The sequence below is a fragment of the Phreatobacter stygius genome (assembly GCF_005144885.1).
In the GTDB taxonomy this organism is placed as follows: domain Bacteria; phylum Pseudomonadota; class Alphaproteobacteria; order Rhizobiales; family Phreatobacteraceae; genus Phreatobacter; species Phreatobacter stygius.
On sequence record NZ_CP039690.1, the window covers coordinates 2,968,026 to 2,985,102 of the forward strand.

Annotated in this window: 18 protein-coding genes and 1 riboswitch; of the genes, 9 read left to right on the forward strand and 9 right to left on the reverse strand. The window is 66.9% G+C overall.

The genetic code is table 11. From position 1 onward, the window contains the following. Positions 1–2 precede the first annotated feature (2 nt). The gene (locus E8M01_RS13735) at positions 3–1,040 is read right to left on the reverse strand and encodes a branched-chain amino acid ABC transporter permease (RefSeq protein WP_136960627.1); all 1,038 of its coding nucleotides are present in this window, start codon (positions 1,038–1,040) and stop codon (positions 3–5) included. Positions 1,041–1,204: 164 nt separating this feature from the next. Here E8M01_RS13735 and E8M01_RS13740 point away from each other — a divergent pair, with 164 nt between their 5' ends. The 4 genes from E8M01_RS13740 (at position 1,205) to truA (ending at position 4,088) form a co-directional block, all read left to right on the forward strand. Continuing rightward, on the forward strand, positions 1,205–1,729 hold the full coding sequence (locus E8M01_RS13740; protein WP_246088727.1) for a MarR family winged helix-turn-helix transcriptional regulator: 525 nt from the start codon (positions 1,205–1,207) through the stop codon (positions 1,727–1,729). A 120-nt stretch (positions 1,730–1,849) separates the two neighbouring features. After that, positions 1,850–2,368 carry a peptide deformylase gene (gene def / locus E8M01_RS13745; RefSeq protein WP_136960628.1) on the forward strand — a complete coding sequence of 173 codons (519 nt, stop codon included), beginning with the start codon at positions 1,850–1,852 and terminating at the stop codon, positions 2,366–2,368. 2 nt (positions 2,369–2,370) lie between these two features. Further along, positions 2,371–3,297 (forward strand): methionyl-tRNA formyltransferase, encoded by a 927-nt coding sequence (gene fmt, locus E8M01_RS13750; RefSeq protein ID WP_136964625.1) that lies wholly within the window; start codon positions 2,371–2,373, stop codon positions 3,295–3,297. Continuing rightward, positions 3,297–4,088: a tRNA pseudouridine(38-40) synthase TruA gene (truA, locus tag E8M01_RS13755; protein WP_136960629.1), complete on the forward strand. Its 792-nt coding sequence runs from the start codon at positions 3,297–3,299 to the stop codon at positions 4,086–4,088. Before fmt ends, truA begins: the two co-directional genes overlap by 1 nt. On the opposite strand, the gene dapE is transcribed toward truA, so the two are convergent. The 4 genes from dapE to dapD all read right to left on the reverse strand — a co-directional run bounded on the left by dapE (position 4,073) and on the right by dapD (position 7,162). Further along, complete coding sequence (gene dapE, locus E8M01_RS13760; protein ID WP_136960630.1) at positions 4,073–5,233, reverse strand: succinyl-diaminopimelate desuccinylase; 1,161 nt, start codon at positions 5,231–5,233, stop codon at positions 4,073–4,075. The genes truA and dapE overlap by 16 nt on opposite strands. Further along, complete coding sequence (locus E8M01_RS13765; RefSeq protein WP_170181892.1) at positions 5,230–5,691, reverse strand: DUF805 domain-containing protein; 462 nt, start codon at positions 5,689–5,691, stop codon at positions 5,230–5,232. Before E8M01_RS13765 ends, dapE begins: the two co-directional genes overlap by 4 nt. A gap of 120 nt (positions 5,692–5,811) precedes the next feature. Next, complete coding sequence (locus E8M01_RS13770; protein WP_136960632.1) at positions 5,812–6,279, reverse strand: DUF805 domain-containing protein; 468 nt, start codon at positions 6,277–6,279, stop codon at positions 5,812–5,814. A 40-nt stretch (positions 6,280–6,319) separates the two neighbouring features. Then, positions 6,320–7,162 (reverse strand): 2,3,4,5-tetrahydropyridine-2,6-dicarboxylate N-succinyltransferase, encoded by an 843-nt coding sequence (dapD, locus tag E8M01_RS13775; protein ID WP_136960633.1) that lies wholly within the window; start codon positions 7,160–7,162, stop codon positions 6,320–6,322. A 230-nt stretch (positions 7,163–7,392) separates the two neighbouring features. Here dapD and E8M01_RS13780 point away from each other — a divergent pair, with 230 nt between their 5' ends. Continuing rightward, positions 7,393–7,923: a VOC family protein gene (locus tag E8M01_RS13780; protein ID WP_246088728.1), complete on the forward strand. Its 531-nt coding sequence runs from the start codon at positions 7,393–7,395 to the stop codon at positions 7,921–7,923. Between the two features lie 19 nt (positions 7,924–7,942). On the opposite strand, the gene E8M01_RS13785 is transcribed toward E8M01_RS13780, so the two are convergent. After that, on the reverse strand, positions 7,943–8,992 hold the full coding sequence (locus E8M01_RS13785) for an NADP-dependent oxidoreductase (RefSeq protein ID WP_215908885.1): 1,050 nt from the start codon (positions 8,990–8,992) through the stop codon (positions 7,943–7,945). Positions 8,993–9,285: 293 nt separating this feature from the next. Here E8M01_RS13785 and E8M01_RS13790 point away from each other — a divergent pair, with 293 nt between their 5' ends. Then, entirely contained in the window at positions 9,286–9,501 is a 216-nt protein-coding gene (locus E8M01_RS13790; protein ID WP_136960634.1) for a DUF1059 domain-containing protein, read from the forward strand. A gap of 113 nt (positions 9,502–9,614) precedes the next feature. Here E8M01_RS13790 and thiC read toward each other — a convergent pair whose 3' ends face one another. Further along, positions 9,615–11,471, reverse strand: coding sequence for a phosphomethylpyrimidine synthase ThiC (gene thiC / locus E8M01_RS13795; protein WP_136960635.1), 1,857 nt, complete (start codon positions 11,469–11,471; stop codon positions 9,615–9,617). 160 nt (positions 11,472–11,631) lie between these two features. Further along, a riboswitch (TPP riboswitch) is annotated at positions 11,632–11,757 on the reverse strand. 193 nt (positions 11,758–11,950) lie between these two features. On the opposite strand from thiC, the gene argB reads away from it, so the two are divergent. The 3 genes from argB to E8M01_RS13810 are packed head-to-tail and all read left to right on the forward strand — an operon-like array spanning position 11,951 to position 14,581. Next, positions 11,951–12,835 (forward strand): acetylglutamate kinase, encoded by an 885-nt coding sequence (gene argB, locus E8M01_RS13800; RefSeq protein ID WP_136960636.1) that lies wholly within the window; start codon positions 11,951–11,953, stop codon positions 12,833–12,835. Next, on the forward strand, positions 12,762–13,880 hold the full coding sequence (locus E8M01_RS13805; protein ID WP_136960637.1) for a DUF1036 domain-containing protein: 1,119 nt from the start codon (positions 12,762–12,764) through the stop codon (positions 13,878–13,880). The genes argB and E8M01_RS13805 overlap by 74 nt, the downstream gene beginning before the upstream one ends. Further along, complete coding sequence (locus E8M01_RS13810) at positions 13,880–14,581, forward strand: pyrimidine 5'-nucleotidase (RefSeq protein WP_136960638.1); 702 nt, start codon at positions 13,880–13,882, stop codon at positions 14,579–14,581. Before E8M01_RS13805 ends, E8M01_RS13810 begins: the two co-directional genes overlap by 1 nt. Before the next feature lie 75 nt (positions 14,582–14,656). Here the strand turns inward: E8M01_RS13810 and E8M01_RS13815 are convergent, their stop codons facing one another. Beyond that, the gene (locus E8M01_RS13815) at positions 14,657–16,123 is read right to left on the reverse strand and encodes a coiled-coil domain-containing protein (RefSeq protein ID WP_136960639.1); all 1,467 of its coding nucleotides are present in this window, start codon (positions 16,121–16,123) and stop codon (positions 14,657–14,659) included. Between the two features lie 12 nt (positions 16,124–16,135). Further along, complete coding sequence (locus E8M01_RS13820; RefSeq protein ID WP_136960640.1) at positions 16,136–17,074, reverse strand: DUF6384 family protein; 939 nt, start codon at positions 17,072–17,074, stop codon at positions 16,136–16,138. Between the last annotated feature and the right edge of the window lie 3 nt (positions 17,075–17,077).

A 17,077-nucleotide genomic window follows, 5' to 3' on the forward strand; every position in this document is an offset into this window, starting at 1 on the left:
GCCTAGTCCTCCTCGTCGGCATGGGGATTGGTGAACGAGCGCCAGATCAGCACCGGCAGGATCAGCGTGAAGACGATGACCTCCTTCATGTCGCTGGCGAGGAACGAGGCGAGCGCCTCGACCACACCAACCACGATGGCCGCGGCTGCGGTCACGGGATAGCTGACCAGGCCGCCGATGATGGCGGCGACGAAGCCCTTCAGGCCGATCAGGAACCCGGTGTCGTAATAGAGCGTGGTCATCGGCACGATGAGAATGCCGGAGACCGCGCCGATGACCGCGGCGAGCGTGAAGGCGATCCGTCCGGACAGGCCGAGGCGGATGCCGACGAGGCGCGCGCCGATGCGGTTGATGGCGGTGGCGCGCAGCGCCTTGCCGGTCAGCGTCCGGCCGAAGAACAGGTAGAGCGCGACGATCAGCAGGCTGGTGATGGCATAGATGCCGAGGCTCTGGCCGGTTGCCACGATCGGCCCGAGCGGCACCACGGCGCTGGAGATCGGCGGGGCGCGCAGGCCCTCGGCGCCAAAGAAGACCAGGCCCAGGCCGGTCATGGCGAGATGCACGCCGACCGCGGTGATCAGCAGCACCAGCACGGAGGAATCGGCGATCGGCGCAAAGGCGACACGGTAGAGATAAGGCCCGATCGGTGCGATGATGGCGATGGTCAGGATAAGATTGACCGCGGTGCCGGCCTGGCTTGCCACCGCGATGGTGGTCAGGCCGAGAATGGCGAGCGGCAGGATCAGCTTGGACAGGGCTTCGCGGCCGGTGCCGATCAGGTCCAGCGCCTTGCGCCGCGCGACCATTTCAACGAGGAAGGCGGCAATGCCGAAGACCACCACCATGAAGGCGGTGCCCGGCACTTTGCCGGCTTCGAGCAGCGCGAAGGTCATGCCGCCATAAGCGACGAACTCGCCCTGCGGCACGAAGATGACCCGGGTCACCGCGAAGACCAGCACCAGGGCGAGGCCCAGCAGCGCATAGATCGCGCCATTGGTGATGCCGTCCTGCAGCAGGAAAAGCAGAATGGTCGTGTCCATGGTCACGACACCCCCGCGACATGTGTTATGCCGCCGGGCGAGCCTCCGGATCGTCGCCCGGAGCTGGCGCATCGATGATGCGTCGGCATGCTGTCCTCCCTGGTGGCTTTCTTATAAATTGGGTATAGTATATAATCATTCTTGTTGCTAACACAATCGGTCAGATGAGCCCGAAAGCCGAGATGCCTGGACGATCGAAAGCCACGACAAAGCTGCGGCGCGCCCAGGCGGAGCCGGCCGCGCCGGACGACGTGGACGAGGCCCCGCCGGCCGCGCTCGACATGGGGCCGCTGTCCGGCCTGGTCGGTTATGTCTTGCGCCGGGCGCAGCTTTCGGTGTTCGACGATTTCATCAAATGTTTCGCGCCGCTGGGTCTGCGGCCGGCGCAATTCAGCGCGCTGGTGCTGATCGATGCCAATCCTGGCCGCAGCCAGCGCGAGATCGCCGCGGCGCTTGGCATCCAGCGGCCGAACTTCGTCGCCATGATGGATCAGTTCGAGCGGCGTGGGCTCGCCCGCCGCCTGCGCTCCGACACCGACCGGCGCACCCATGCGCTGGTGCTGACCGATGACGGCAAGCGGCTGCTCGGCGAGGCCGAGACGGTGGTGGCGGTTCACGAGGCACGGGTCACCGCCCGATTGGGCGCGAAAGGCCGCGACGCGCTGCTGAATCTGCTCGCCCGTCTCTGACCGGTCAGCCCTGCGACCGTTGACCCCTGCGTTCCGGACGCTTAACTCAGGCGCGACAGTCCATTTCCGCGCGGCGGCGCCGGTTTCGCCCGCGGCCGATCCATTCCAGACGACACGTTCATGGCCATTCGCGACATCATCTCCCTGCCCGACCCACGCCTCAGGCTCGTCAGCGAGCCGGTCGAGCGCATCGACGCCGAGATCAAGAAGCTCGCGGCCGACATGCTCGACACCATGTACGAAGCGCCGGGCATCGGCCTGGCGGCCATCCAGGTCGCCGTGCCGAAGCGCATCTTCACCATCGACCTTGCCCGCAAGGACGAGGAGAAGAAGCCGATCGTGCTGATCAACCCGGAGATCACCTTCACCTCCGAGGACATGGCCGTCTATGAGGAGGGCTGTCTCTCCATCCCCGAATATTACGAGGAGGTGGAGCGGCCGGCGCGCTGCGGCGTGCGTTATCTCGATCTCGAGGGCCGCAGCATCGAGATGATGTGCGAAGGCTTGCTGGCGACCTGCATCCAGCACGAATTCGACCATCTGAACGGCGTCTTGTTCATCGACTACCTGTCGCGCCTGAAGCGCGAGCGGGTGATCAAGAAGTTCACCAAGGCGGCCAAGCGCGAGGCCACCGGGTGAGCCTGCGTGTGGTTTTCATGGGCACGCCCGATTTCGCGGTGCCGACAGTCTCCGAGATCATCGGCCAGGGCCATGACGTGGTCGCCGTCTATACGCGCGCGCCGAAACCGGCCGGCCGCGGCATGGAAGCGACCAGGACGCCGGTGCACGGCCTCGCCGATCGTTTCGGCATTCCGGTGTTCACGCCCAGGACCCTCAGGGATCCGGCCGCCCAGGCGGATTTTTCGAGCCTCGGCGCCGATGTCGCCGTGGTCGTCGCTTATGGCCTGATCCTGCCGCTCGCCGTGCTGGAGGCGCCGGCGCTCGGCTGCCTCAACCTGCACGGCTCGCTGCTGCCGCGCTGGCGCGGCGCGGCCCCGATCCAGCGGGCGATCATGGCCGGCGACACCGAGACCGGCGTCATGGTGATGAAAATGGACGAGGGGCTCGATACCGGCCCGGTCGCCATGGTCGAAAAGATCGCCATTGCGCCCGACATGACCGCCCAGGACCTGCACGACCGGATGAGCGGGCTCGGCGCCGACCTGATGGTCCGGGCGCTCGCGGCGCTTGACCGCGGTTCGCTCAATTTCGTGGCGCAGGCGACAGATGGCGTCACTTATGCCGCCAAGATCGACAAGGCCGAGGCACGGATCGACTGGTCGAGCCCGTCGGACGAGGTCCACAACAAGGTGCGCGGCCTGTCGCCTTTCCCGGGCGCCTGGTTCGAGGCCGATCTCGGCAAGGGCCGCGAACGGGTCAAGGTGCTGCGCTCGGCCCGCGCCGAAGGCTCCGGCGCACCCGGCGAGGTCATCGACGATCAGCTGGCCATTGCCTGCGGAACCGGCGCCATCCGCCTCCTCGAGGTCCAGCGCGCCGGCGCCAAGGCGATGCGGGCCGGCGATTTCCTGCGTGGCGCCAGGCTCGACGCCGGCATCCGGCTCGGCTGATGTCTCGCTACCGGCTGACCATCGAATATGACGGCGGGCCCTATATCGGCTGGCAGATGCAGGGCGCGAGCTTCGGCCGTTCGATCCAAGGCGCGCTGGTCCAGGCGATCGCCGCCTTCTGCGGCGAGGAGGTCAAGGTCTATGGCGCCGGCCGCACCGATACCGGCGTCCATGCGCTCGGCCAGGTGGCCCATATCGATCTCGCCCGCGACTGGCCGAACCGCGTCGTGCGCGACGCCATCAACCGCCATCTGAAGGAAGATGCCATTGCGGTGATCGCGGCCGACAAGATGCCGGACGATTTCGACGCGCGATTTTCGGCGATCCGGCGGCATTATCTCTACCGCATCATCGATCGCCGGCCGCCGCTGACGCTCGATGCCAGGCGCGCTTGGTGGTCGCCGCGGCGGCTCGACGTCGAGGCCATGCGGGCCGCCGCCGCGCGATTGATCGGCCGGCACGACTTCACCACCTTCCGGGCCACCGAATGCCAGGCCAAGTCGCCGGTGAAAAATCTCGACGTCTTCGACATCGTGCGTGACGCCGACGGCATTGCCTGCAGCCTGTCGGCGCGCTCCTTCCTGCACAACCAGGTGCGCTCCATGGTCGGCACGGTGAAACTGGTCGGCGAGGGGCTCTGGACCCCCGAGGATGTCACCGAGGCGCTGGAAGCACGCGACCGCAAGGCCTGCGGCACGGTCGGACCCTCGCATGCGCTCTACCTGACCCGGGTCGACTATCCCGAGAAGTGGCTGCCGCTGCCGGATACAGGTGATCAGACCGCGAAATAGCGGTCGATGATTCGCCGGTAGATGGCGGTCAGCGCCACCAGATCGGCGACCGGCACGCGTTCGTCGACGGCATGCATGGTCTGCCCGACCAGGCCGAATTCGATCACCGGGCAATAGTTCTTGATGAAGCGGGCATCCGAGGTGCCGCCCGAGGTCGAGAGCACGGGCCTGATGCCGGTCACCTCTTCGATGGTCGCCTGGACCATGTCGACGAAAACGCCGGGCTGGGTCAGGAAGGATTCCGAATTGCCGCGGGCATAAGCGACGCCGGGGCTGATGCCGTCCTGCGCCGCACCCGCCACGATCGCCTCGATCCAGGCCTTCAGGCTGGCCGTGCTGTGGCGGTCGTTGAAGCGGATATTGAGCCGGGCGACCGCCTTTTGCGGGATCACATTGGTGGCGCCATTGCCGACATCGACCGAGGTGATCTCGAGATTGGACGGGTCGAAATGATCGGTGCCGGCATCCAGCGGCGCGGCGGTCAGCCGGGCGAGAATGGCGAGCAGGGCCGGGATCGGGTTGGCGGCAAGATGTGGATAGGCGACATGGCCTTGCCGGCCTTCGACCGTGATGACGGCCGACAGCGAGCCGCGCCGGCCGATCTTGATCATGTCGCCGAGGCGGGCCGGATTGGTCGGCTCGCCCAGGATGCAATGATCGAAGCGTTCGCCGCGCTTGGCCGCCCAGTCGATGAGTTTCACCGTGCCGTTGACCGAGGGGCCTTCCTCGTCGCCGGTGATGAGGAAGCTGATCGAGCCTTTCGGCTTGCCGCCATGGGCGGCGAGATGGTCGAGTGCCGCGGCGACGAAACAGCCGATGCCGCCCTTCATGTCGACGGCGCCGCGACCATAGAGCACGCCGCCGTCGATCGCGCCGGCGAAAGGGTCGTGACGCCAGGCCGCCGGGTCACCCGGCGGCACGACGTCGGTATGGCCGGCGAAGACGAGATGCGGCCCGGTTGAACCGATGCGCGCATAGAGGTTCTCGACGTCGGGTGTGCCGGGTTCGGAAAAGCCGAGCCGATGAACCGTGAAGCCGGCGCCGCCGAGCGTCGTTTCGAGCAGGGCCAGCGCCCCGCCCTCGGCCGGGGTGACCGAGGGACAGCTCAACAGCCTGGCGGTGAGTTCGATCGGGTCGGTCGTCATGCAGCCTGGGACGCGAGGGGATCGGGGCCGTAGCGGTTCGGCCCGTTGGTGCCCTGGAAGAAGCCGAGCACGACGAGCAGCGCAAGCGCGGCAATGCCCAGGATCGGCAGCAGGATGGAAAAGAACAGGACGCCGAGGCCGAGGCCGCCGAACATCGAAATGACCGTGAGCGCGATCTGGAAGGCCATGAAGGCCTGCACATAGGTCTGCGGATAGTCGAGGTCGTTCGAGCGCTTCAGGGCCAGGCAATAGGCCGGATAGGCCAGCACCAGCGAGACGAGCCCGGACAGAAAGGCCCCGCCGATCAATCCAAAGAACCAGCCGACAATCAAATTCACGACGGCGAGTGCGATGGCGCCGATCCAGAAATCCTGGCGCCCGATGCGGCCTTCGAATGTCAGCAGCAATTTCTGGAATTGAGGCAGCAGTTTCTGAGGATCGAGATTCTGGAAGTCCATTCGGGTCTCCATGGGATCGTGTCGCCCGGCGGCGACACTCGCAACCGCGCGACGCAAGGTCAACGGTTCATTGCGGGCCCGATTGTTTCAATCTCGTGGGCCCCCGCCCGGGGGATTGTTTCAGTCCAGGGGGTTGGGGCCGAAGCGATTGGCGCCGGCTTCGCCGGGCATCAGGCCGAGATCGATCACCAGCACGATCATCGAGGCGAGCACGGCGATGCCGAGCACGACCAGCGCCGCCTTCATGCCCGCGCCGTCTTCCATATAACCCAGCACCTGCAGGAAGCTGATCAGGAAGGCCGGCAGGAAGAACACCAGGAGATAGAGCTCCGAGCGGCCGCGGTCATGGGTGCGCTTGGCGGCGAGCGCCAGCGAGGGGTAGAGGAAGGCGAGGCCAATCACCGCGGAGGCCGGATTGCCGCCGATGTCGAAGGCCAGCCGGTCGCCGAAATAGGCGGCGATGTTGAGCACGATCGCCGCGATCCAGAACGGCAGGCGGGAGATGCGGCCGTCGAACGAGAACAGCAGGTAGCTCCAGACCGCCGGCTGCATCCAGATCCGTCTTTGGGTCCAGTCGACCTTGGCCATCAGATCACGACCATGCCATGCGGACCGTCAGCTGTGGCCATCAATCGCGCAGCAATTCGTTGATCGCGGTCTTGGAGCGGGTCTGCGCGTCGACCTTCTTGACGATCACGGCGCAATAGGTCGACGGCCCCCAGTTTTCGCCGGGCAGGGCCTTGCCGGGCAGGTTGCCCGAGACCACCACCGAATAGGGCGGCACCTTGCCAATATGGATCTCGCCGGTGGCGCGATCGACGATCTTGGTCGAGGCGCCGATGAACACGCCCATCGAGATGACCGAGCCTTCGCCGACGATGACGCCCTCGACCACTTCCGAGCGGGCGCCGACGAAACAATTGTCCTCGATGATAACCGGGCCGGCCTGCAGCGGCTCGAGCACGCCGCCGATGCCGACGCCGCCGGACAGGTGCACGTTCTTGCCGATCTGCGCGCAGGAGCCGACCGTCGCCCAGGTGTCGACCATGGTGCCCTCGTCGACATAGGCGCCGAGATTGACGAAGGACGGCATCAGCACCACACCCTTGCCGATGAAGGCCGAGCGGCGCACCACGCAGTTCGGCACGGCGCGGAAGCCCGCCGGGCCGAATTCATTGGCCGTCCAGCCCTCGAACTTCGACGGCACCTTGTCCCACCAGGTGGCGCCGCCGGGCCCGCCCGAAATCGCCGTCATGTCGTTCAGCCGGAACGACAGCAGCACCGCCTTCTTCAGCCATTGATGCACGGTCCAGCCGTCGGCGCCCTTGGAAGCGACGCGAACTTCGCCGCGGTCGAGCATCAGCAGCGCGGTATCGACGGCGTCGCGCACCTCGCCCTTGGTCGCGGCATCGATCGATGCGCGGTTCTCGAAAGCGGTTTCGATGACCGACTGGAGCTGTGCATGCGACATGGGCGTGTTCCGTGCTCGAACAGATGACTGTCGGCGGTTGTCCCTGTGCGTCCCCCTCCTGTCAAGCGCGCCGGCTGGTGCCTGCGGGCGGCGGGCCGGTCAGCGCCGGCCGGCGGCTCGATTGCATCGATGCAGGAATCCGCTTGCCGGGGTCGCATGGCATGGCATCACATTCCATTTAGGCGCCAACAGGCCGCATCCTCTGCGGCGAAACCGTTCAGGAGAGCGTCATGTCCGCCGCCAAGCTCGTCATGCTCGAAAACGCGCCGGCCCCGGTCGCGCCGCGCACGCGCATCGGCCATGTCCATCTGAAGGTCGCCGACCTCGACCGGTCGCTCGCCTTCTACCGTGACCTGCTCGGCTTCTCGGTGACCCAGCGCTACGGCGCGCAGGCGGTGTTCCTGTCGGCCGATGGCTATCATCACGACATTGGCCTCAACACCTGGGAGAGCAAGGGCGGCAGCCCGCCGCCATCAGGCACGACCGGCCTCTACCACACCGCCATTCTCTATCCCGACCGCGGTTCGCTCGGCGCGGCGCTGCGCCGCCTGGCCGAAGCCGGCGTCAAGCTCGACGGCGCGGCCGACCATGGCGTCAGCGAGGCGCTCTATCTGACCGATCCCGATGGCAATGGCGTCGAACTCTATCGCGACCGGCCGGAAGCCGAATGGCCGCGCAATCCCGATGGTACGCTGGCCATGTCGAACAAGCACCTCGATCTCGAGGCCTTGCTGGCGGACGCGACGCCCAAGGCGGCCTGACGCGGCGGCCGGGGTCTGATCAGGGGTGCAGCCTGATCAGCCGCTTGCCGCGGTTGTCGCCCTGATAGAGCCCTTTTATGGCGCCCGGCGCCTGATCGATGCCGTCGAGAATGTCCTCGGCATAGGCGAGCCGCCCGTCGCGCACCCAGCCGGCGAGGCGGGCGATCGCCTCGGCATATCTAGCCTGGTAGTCGAACACCAGGAAGCCTTGCACGCGGGCGCGCTTGACCAGCAGGTGGCGCTCGACACGCGGCCCCGACGGCCAGGTCTCCCAGCTCGATACCGAGGCCGTGCCGCAAATCACCACCCGCGCGCGCACCGCCAGATGTTTCATCACGGCATCGCTGATCCGGCCCGCGGTGTTGTCGAAATAGACGTCGACGCCATCGGGGCAGGCCGCGGCGATGGCGGCATCGAGATCGTTGGTCGCCTTGTAGTCGATCGCCGCGTCGAAACCGAAATCGTCGCGGCACTGGGCCGTCTTGGCGCCGCCGCCCGCGATGCCGACCGTGCGGCAGCCGGAAAGCCTGGCGATCTGGCCGACCGCCGAGCCGACCGAGCCGGCGGCGGTCGAGACCACCACCGTGTCGCCGGGCTTCGGCTGGCCGACCTCGATCAGGCCGAAATAGGCGGTGACGCCGTTCAGCCCGAGCACGCCGAGCGCCAGCGACAAGGGCAGGTCGGTTTCCGTGACCTTGCGCGTTACCGCCGCCGCGCCGACGACGGCGAGATCCTGCCAGCCGAACAGGCCGGTCACCTTGTCGCCTTCGGCAAAGCCTTGGTGGCGCGAGGCGACCACTTCGCCGGCGGCGAAGGCGCGCATGACCTCGCCAATGCCGACCGGCACCGAATAATTGGCCACCGCACTGACCCAGCCGCGCATCGCCGGCTCGACCGACAGGAACTGATTGCGCACCAGGATTTCGCCGTCGCGCAGCTCGGGCACGGCGGTTTCGACGATGTCGAAATGTTCGGGCCCGGGAATGTCGGCCGGACGGGCCTTGAGCAGGACTTGGCGGTTCAACTGCGGCATGACGGTCACCGGGTCGGAACAGGGAACATGCGCCATGTCAGCACGGATCGTGTCGTCGCGGCAGCCCTGCCGGCGCCGCCGGCCATGCGCTGGCGTCAGGCGCCCTGACCGAAGCCTGAGAAGATCGCCGCCAGCACGGCATCTTCATCGGTTCCCCCAGGCGGAAGCCGCGCAGGGTTGAAGATAGAGCGGAGGTAATATTGTAACTCCGTTCTGCTACTGGCTTTGCAAGCCGGGATGCCGGTTCTAAGCTTGCCGCATTGTGACACCGGGCGCCTCGGCCCCGACGGCCCTCGCGCCCGTTGCCTCGCCCGGATCGGGAGGACCCCATGTCACGGAAGTTCATTGATTGCCGTGAAATGCCCAGCGAGATGAATTGCACGGTCGCCTTGAGCGCCGATACCGAAGAGGAATTGCTGGAAGTCGTGATCCAGCACGCCGTCGCCGTGCACAAATATGAGGATACGCCGGAACTGCGCACCATGATCACTGGCGCGATGAAGGATGGCACGCCGCCGGTCGAAGCGCCCAAAAGGGCCGCCTGACCCGTTTGATCACTGAGGCTTGTGATCATTGGGGCTCGTGATCATTGGGGCTTGTGATCGTTGAAGCCTGAAGCGGCCCGGATGAAGCACCTGCTCCATCCGGGCCTCGTTCGTCAGAGCGCCCGGTTGCTGGCTTTCACGGCATCGGCCTCGACATAGACCTCAGCCCCCATCTCCAGGAACTTCTCGCTCATCTGCGCCATGCCGACCTGTTGGTCGTTGAGGGTCGCGGCATAGTCGCGGACGTCCTGGGTGATCTTCATCGAGCAGAATTTCGGCCCGCACATCGAGCAGAAATGCGCCACCTTATGCGCTTCCTTCGGCAGGGTCTCGTCGTGGAACGAGCGGGCCGTGTCGGGGTCGAGACCGAGATTGAACTGGTCCTCCCAGCGGAAGTCGAAGCGGGCGCGCGACAGGGCGTCGTCGCGCAGCTGCGCCGCCGGGTGGCCCTTGCCGAGATCGGCGGCATGGGCCGCGATCTTGTAGGTGATCACGCCGACCTTCACGTCGTCGCGGTTGGGCAGGCCGAGATGTTCCTTCGGCGTGACGTAGCAGAGCATGGCGCAGCCGAACCAGCCGATCATCGCCGCCCCGATGCCTGAGGTGATATGGTCATAACCCGGCGCGATGTCGGTCGTCAGCGGCCCGAGCGTATAGAACGGCGCCTCGCCGCAGGCCTTCAGCTGCTTTTCCATATTGACCTTGATCTTGTGGATCGGCACGTGGCCGGGCCCCTCGATCATCACCTGGCAGCCCTTGTTCCAGGCGATCTGGGTCAATTCGCCGAGCGTTTCCAGTTCGGCGAACTGGGCCGCGTCATTGGCATCGGCGATCGAGCCCGGACGCAGGCCGTCGCCGAGCGAGAACGACACGTCATAGGCCCGCATGATGTCGCAGATCTCGTCGAAATGCGTGTAGAGGAAGCTTTCCTTGTGATGCGCCAGGCACCACTTGGCCATGATCGAGCCGCCGCGCGAGACGATGCCGGTGACCCTTTTCGCGGTCAGCGGCACATAGGCCAACCGGACGCCGGCATGAATGGTGAAATAGTCGACGCCCTGCTCGCACTGCTCGATCAGCGTGTCGCGATAGACCTCCCAGGTCAGCTTGACCGGGTCGCCGTCGACCTTTTCCAGCGCCTGGTAGATCGGCACCGTGCCGATCGGCACCGGCGAATTGCGGATGATCCATTCGCGCGTGTTGTGGATGTTGCGTCCGGTGGAGAGGTCCATCACCGTGTCGGCGCCCCAGCGGATCGACCAGACCAGCTTGTCGACCTCTTCCTCGATCGACGAGGACACGGCGGAATTGCCGATATTGGCGTTGATCTTCACCAGGAAGTTGCGGCCGATGATCATCGGCTCCAATTCGGGGTGGTTGATGTTGCAGGGGATGATGGCGCGGCCGCGGGCGATCTCCGAGCGGACGAATTCCGGCGTGATGAAGGCCGGGATCTCGGCACCGAAGCTCTCGCCGTCGGCAATCGTCGCCGCGGCATCGGCCAGCGCCTGCTTGCGGCCGAGATTTTCACGCTCGGCGACATAGATCATCTCCTTGGTGATGATCCCGGCGCGGGCGAATTCATATTGGGTGATCAGCTGGCCGGGCAGGCCGCGCAGCGGCTGGTTGACCACCGGAAAGGCGCGCGCCAGATGTTTGCCGGCATGGCCGTTGTCTTCCGGCTTGATCTCGCGGCCGACATAACGCTCGACGCCGCCGCGCTCGGTCACCCAGGTCTCGCGGGCCCGCGACAGGCCCTTTTCGACGTCGATGACGACATCCGGGTCGGTATAGGGACCGGACGTGTCATAAACCGCCAGCGGCGCTTCGCCGGAGCCTTCGGTCAGCGCGATCTCGCGCAGAGGAACCCGGATATCAGGGGCGGAATCGGGGATCGCGAAGATCTTGCGTGAGGCGGGCATCGGCCCGGTGGTCACGGCGGCCTTGATGTCTTTGACAGGTGCATTCATGACGCGTGCTCCCTTGAGGGTGCGGGTGTTGGCGGGGTCGGCTGACGAGAGCCATCGAGGCGCCGGCGGCATGCGGTTTCCGGCTGGTCGGCCCGGCCAACACAAACGGCGTGCGCGCAGCAACCACTGCGAGCACGGGCGTTTGACGCGCAAAGAGCGAAGTCGGCATGCGTCCCATCCCTCCGCCGGCATGACCCGGATCAGGTTCAAGGGTCGCCACGGTGCCAGGATGGTTTCTGGCGTCGTGGCCTCTCAGCCCCCTCACGGGGCTCCCCTTGGAGCGGTGCCGAATGTGACGTCTTGACGGCCGAAGTCAAGCCGCGCCGCCGTGGCGAAGGGCGGGGCGGCCGTCCTGCGCGGCAGGCAATTGCGCAATTGCCCCGATCTTCCCTTTCACCTGAGGCTCCAAATCGGCTAAGACGCCCGCGTCTTGTCGCCCCAGGAACTTGCCGCTATCGCGGCGATCGCCGGAGTCCGCCATGTCCGTTGATGCCCATGACATCGGCCGCGTCCTCAACGAGGCGCTGCCCTATATGCAGAAATATGACGACGAGATCATCGTGGTGAAATATGGCGGCCACGCCATGGGCGACGAAGAAGGCGCGCGCTCCTTTGCCCGCGACATCGTCATGCTCGAACAGTCCGGCATCAATCCGGTGGTGGTTCACGGCGGCGGCCCGCAGATCGGCCAGATGCTGGCCAAGCTCGGCATCAAGAGCCAGTTCGTCGACGGCCTGCGCGTCACCGACAAGCCGACGGTGGAAATCGTCGAGATGATCCTCGCCGGCTCGATCAACAAGCAGATCGTCGGTTTCATCAATGCCGCCGGCGGCAAGGCCATCGGGCTCTGCGGCAAGGATGGCGACATGGTCAAGGCGGTGAAGGTCAGCCGCACCGCCCGCGATCCCGATTCCAATATCGAGCAGGCGATCGATCTCGGTTTTGTCGGCGAGCCCGACAAGGTCGACACCAAGGTGCTCGACACCGTGCTCGGCAAGGAGCTGATCCCGGTGCTGGCGCCGGTCGCGACCTCGAAGGAGGGCGACACCTACAACGTCAATGCCGACACCTTTGCCGGCGCCATTGCCGGCGCGCTCGGCGCCAAGCGGCTGCTGCTTTTGACCGATGTGCCCGGCGTGCTCGACAAGAACAAGAACCTGATCAAGGAATTGTCGGTCGATGATTGCCGGCGGCTGATCGCCGATGGCACCGCCACCGGCGGCATGATCCCGAAGATCGAGACCTGCATCTATGCCATCGAGCGCGGCGTCGAGGGCGTGGTGATCCTGGATGGCAAGACCCCGCATGCGGTTCTGGTGGAGCTTCTCACCCATGGTGGCGCGGGCACCCTCATCCACGCCTGAGCCGGCCGGCCGCGCCATCCGCCCGCTTGCCGGCCTGGTGCCGGGTGGCTTGGCGCCGAGTGGCTTGGCGCTTGCCGCGGCCCTGGCGCTGGGCGCGGCGCCGGCCGCCGCCGAAACGCGGCTGTGCAACCGCACCAGCCTGGTCACCGAGGCGGCCATCGGCGTGCTCGCCGATGACACCGCCGCCACCCGCGGCTGGTTCAGGCTGGATCCCGGCCAGTGCCGGGTCATCCTGCAGACGGCCGAAGCCCCCGGCCGCCTGTTCCTCAACACCCGCGGGCTCACCGAGCCGCCGGGCACCGGGCTCGGCCAGCCGGACAATGTCCGGCTCTGCGTCGGCGAAGGTGATTTTCTGGTCGCTGCGGCGCTGGCCTGCCAGCGCCCCGGCACGCGGCTGGTGCCCTTCGCGGAAATGCGCCCAACCGTGATCGACGGCATTGCCGTCCTGTTCCTGTCGGAGGCCGCCGATTACGACCTGCCGCAGGCGCGCCGCGCCGGCATCCAGCGCCTGTTGACCCGGATGGGCTATGATCCCGGCCCGATCGACGGGCTCGACGGCCCGCGCACCGACGCCGCGCTCAGGGCCTTCGTCGCCGACCGCAATCTGCCAGCCGACAGCGGTGCCGCGCCCGACATTTTCGACACGCTGATCGCGGCGCTGCGCGCCGGCGAAGGTCCGGGTTTCGCCTGGTGCAACGATAGCGGCAATCGGATCATGGCGGCGCTCGGCGTCGAAGAAGGCGGCCGCGTCGTCACCCGCGGCTGGTATCGCATCGAGCCGGGCGCCTGCCTGAAGCCGCCGATCGATGCCGCGGCGGTCAGGGTCTATTCTTTTGCCGAGGCGGTGGACGCCGAAGGCCGGCCGGTGCTTTCGGCGGGCAAGCCGCTGACCTATGGTGGTGAGGTTGCGGCCTGCATTCGTCCGGCCGAGTTCGAGATCGCAGGCGCCGGTGACTGCGCCGCCCATGGCGCGACATCGGTCGCCTTTCTGGAGGTCAGCTTCGACGGCCGCCGTCGCGCCTCAGTTCGTTTCCGGGAGCCGTGATGCCTCAGAATCTGCCGCTGCCCGCCGCCTTCGCCAATGTCCAGGCCTGGATCTTCGACCTCGACAACACGCTCTATCCGCCCCACCTGTCGCTCTGGTCGGAGATCGACGGCCGGATCAAGGCCTATGTCTCGAGCTTCCTCAAGATCACGCCCGACGAGGCCTTCACGCTGCAGAAGGACTATTACCGGCGCTACGGCACCTCGCTGCGCGGCCTGATGATCGAACACGGCATGAGCCCCGACGATTTCCTGGCCTATGTCCACGACATCGACCATTCGCCGCTGCAGGCCAATCCCGAGCTCGGCGCGGCGATCGCCGCACTCCCCGGACGGAAATTCGTCTTCACCTCGGGCACCCGCTCGCATGTCGCGGCGGTGACCCGCCGGCTCGGCTTCGAGAACCAGTTCGACGGCGTGTTCGACATTGTCGATGCCGGCCTGCTGCCGAAGCCGCATCATGCGACCTATGAGAAGTTCCTGGCCGACCATGGCGTCGATCCGAAACAGGCCGCCATGTTCGAAGATCTCGCGCGCAACCTCGAAGCGCCCCATGCGCTGGGCATGAAAACCGTGCTGGTGGTGCCGGAAAACACCCGCGAACTGTTCCGCGAGACCTGGGAATTCGAAGGCCGCGACGACGACCATGTCGACTTCGTCACCGACGACCTGACCGCCTTCCTGATCCGGCTGAGGCTTTGACGCCTGATCAGATCGAAGCACTGCATTGAGGACAGGCCTATCCTTGATGCAATACTTCAATCCCAAGTGAGCCGGTCAGAAACCGCCCTTGGTGCTGAACCCGTCGTCGCCGCCCGAGCTGCCACCCGACGATCCGCCGCCGCCCCAGGAACCACCGCCGCCGCCGCCTCCGCCGCCCCAGGAACCGCCGCCACCCCAGGAGCCGCCGCCGCCCCAGGCACCGCCGCCCCAGCTCGAGCCACCGTCGCCGCTCGGATAACCGGACCGGGGCTGGTTCCAGCGCCGCCCCTGCTCCATGCGCGACCAATAGTCGGCGCCGGTCAGCGCGCCGTTCACCAGGCCGCGCAGCAGGTGGCCGATCACGTCATTGTCGAAATAGGAGCCGTCGGCGTCATAACGGCGGTTGCGGAAGCCGCTGGCGACCTGGGAGATTTCCGAGCGCCGCCGCGACACCTCGGCGAGCTCGCCGCGCACCCGCTTCACCGCATCGCCGAGCCGGTCCTGCTGGTCGCGCGCCGCGCCGACGCCCTTGACGATCTTTTCGTCCTCCGGCGAGGGCGTCGCCACCGCTTCCTGGTAGAGCCGGTTCAGGTCGGCGCCGCGCAGCGCGTCGGCGAGCAGGGCCACGGCCTCCTTGTAGCGCGGATCCTCGCCCCGGCCGAACGCGTCGATCTCGGCCTCGATCGCCGCATGGTCCTTCTCGGCGGCGGCGCGGGTCGCGTCCAAAGCATCGAGGCGGCGCCGATGCTCATCGATCTCGGCGGTTGCCTGGTCGCCGCCGCTGGCGACGAAGGCGCCCTTTTCCATCGCCTTGACCCGTTCGACCGCGTCGACCGCCAGCGCCGCGCTGCGATTGGCGTGTTCGCGCAGCCGCTGCGAGATCTCGGTCAGCATGGCATAGTTCGGCCGGGCGTCGTGATAGCGGATCAGCCGCGCGACCCAGCCGTCGATCAGGCGCGCGATATTGCCGGCCTGATAGTCCTGAGTGCCATAGCCGCGGCTCCACAGATAAGTGAACAGCGCGTCGTCCTCGTAAGGCTTGCGCTTGGCCTCCAATTCGTCCTCGGCGAGCTTGGCCTTCTTTTCCGAGGCCTGCGCCACGCCGACCGCCTGCTCGGCCTCGGCCCTGACCGCGGCATAGTCGCTTTTGGCGGCAAGCCCGACCTGGGCTTCGTTCTCCACCGCCCGGCGCTTTTCTTCGGCGTCCGCAAGTTCGGTGGCAAACGACTGCCGTTCAGCGGCGATGCGGGCAATGTCGGCTTCGCTCGCCGCCAGCCGCTTGCCGAGCGTCGTCCGGTCGTTGGCGCGCAGGGCCAGCACGGCGCGCACCCGGGTCGCCAGTTGCGCCAGCTGGCCGCCGAGGCCGTCCGAGCTCTTCAGCCGGAACACCGCGAGGTCGCGATAACCCTCGGCCTCGTCGGCCTTGGCCTCGGCCATCTGGCGCATGGCGTCATCCAGGCGGCGATTGGCATCGGCCTCGGCCGTTCTCAATTGGCCGAGCGCATCCTCGATGCCGCCAAGCGCCGAATGTCCGGGGATCATGGTGTCATGCTCCTACCAGCGCGTGATGGCGCCGCCCGGCAGCGCGACGCGCCAGGTGGGTTCCAATTGGCCGCGCGCCTTGCGACCGAGCGTCGCGTTCTGGATGATCCCGTCATCGGCCTTGTCGCGGCGGATCTCGTCGAAGACGCTCTCGGGCACCCGCACCGCCCATTTGCTGACCACCGAGGCGGCGCCGTCCTCTTCCGACGTGACGCTGCGCGACAGCGGTCGGCCGTCGCGGCCGATCGCCTCGACCACCAGGTAATAATTGTTGGCGGCGCGGTTGCGGTTCGGCGCCCGGATGATGCCGGTCAGTTCGCCCGGCCGCGAGACCACCCGCACGTCATATTCGGAACGCACCTCGTCACGCAGCTGGGCGAGTTCCGCCACCGTCTTGCGGGCGAGCTCGGCCTTGCCGTCACGCGCCGCCGACTGGCCGTCGGCGACCAGCGCCGCCACCCGTGCCTTGATCGCGTCGACGGTGGCGTCGCGGTTGATGTCGCCGGCGATCTGGGTCAGCGAGGCGGGAATGGTGGTCGACAGCTCGGTGCGCGCCGCCTGGTCCTGATAGACCAGGGTGCCCGTGCCGATGCCCAGCGCCGCCAGCGCGCCGAGCGCCCATTTGCCCCAGACACCGCGCCGGACATAGAGCCTGGCGAGCTTGACCCGCAGCGTCGAGGCCGGCGGCTTGTAGACGAAGCGCTCCTCGCGCAGCGCCTTGACGCCCTGCTTCAGGATCTCGTCGGAGACCGTGATGCCCTGGTTCCGGTAGATCTCGCGCAGCCGCTCGATCAGGTCTTCCTCGCGGTCGCCTTCGGCGAGCTCGCGTTCGGTCAGCTTGGCGCGATGGCGCAGGGTGTCGACGACGTCCATGGCGAGCATGACGTCGTCGAGCTGGGCGGGCGGCTGGGCCGCGGCTACGGGCGCGGCGGCGACGGCGGTATCGGTCATGGA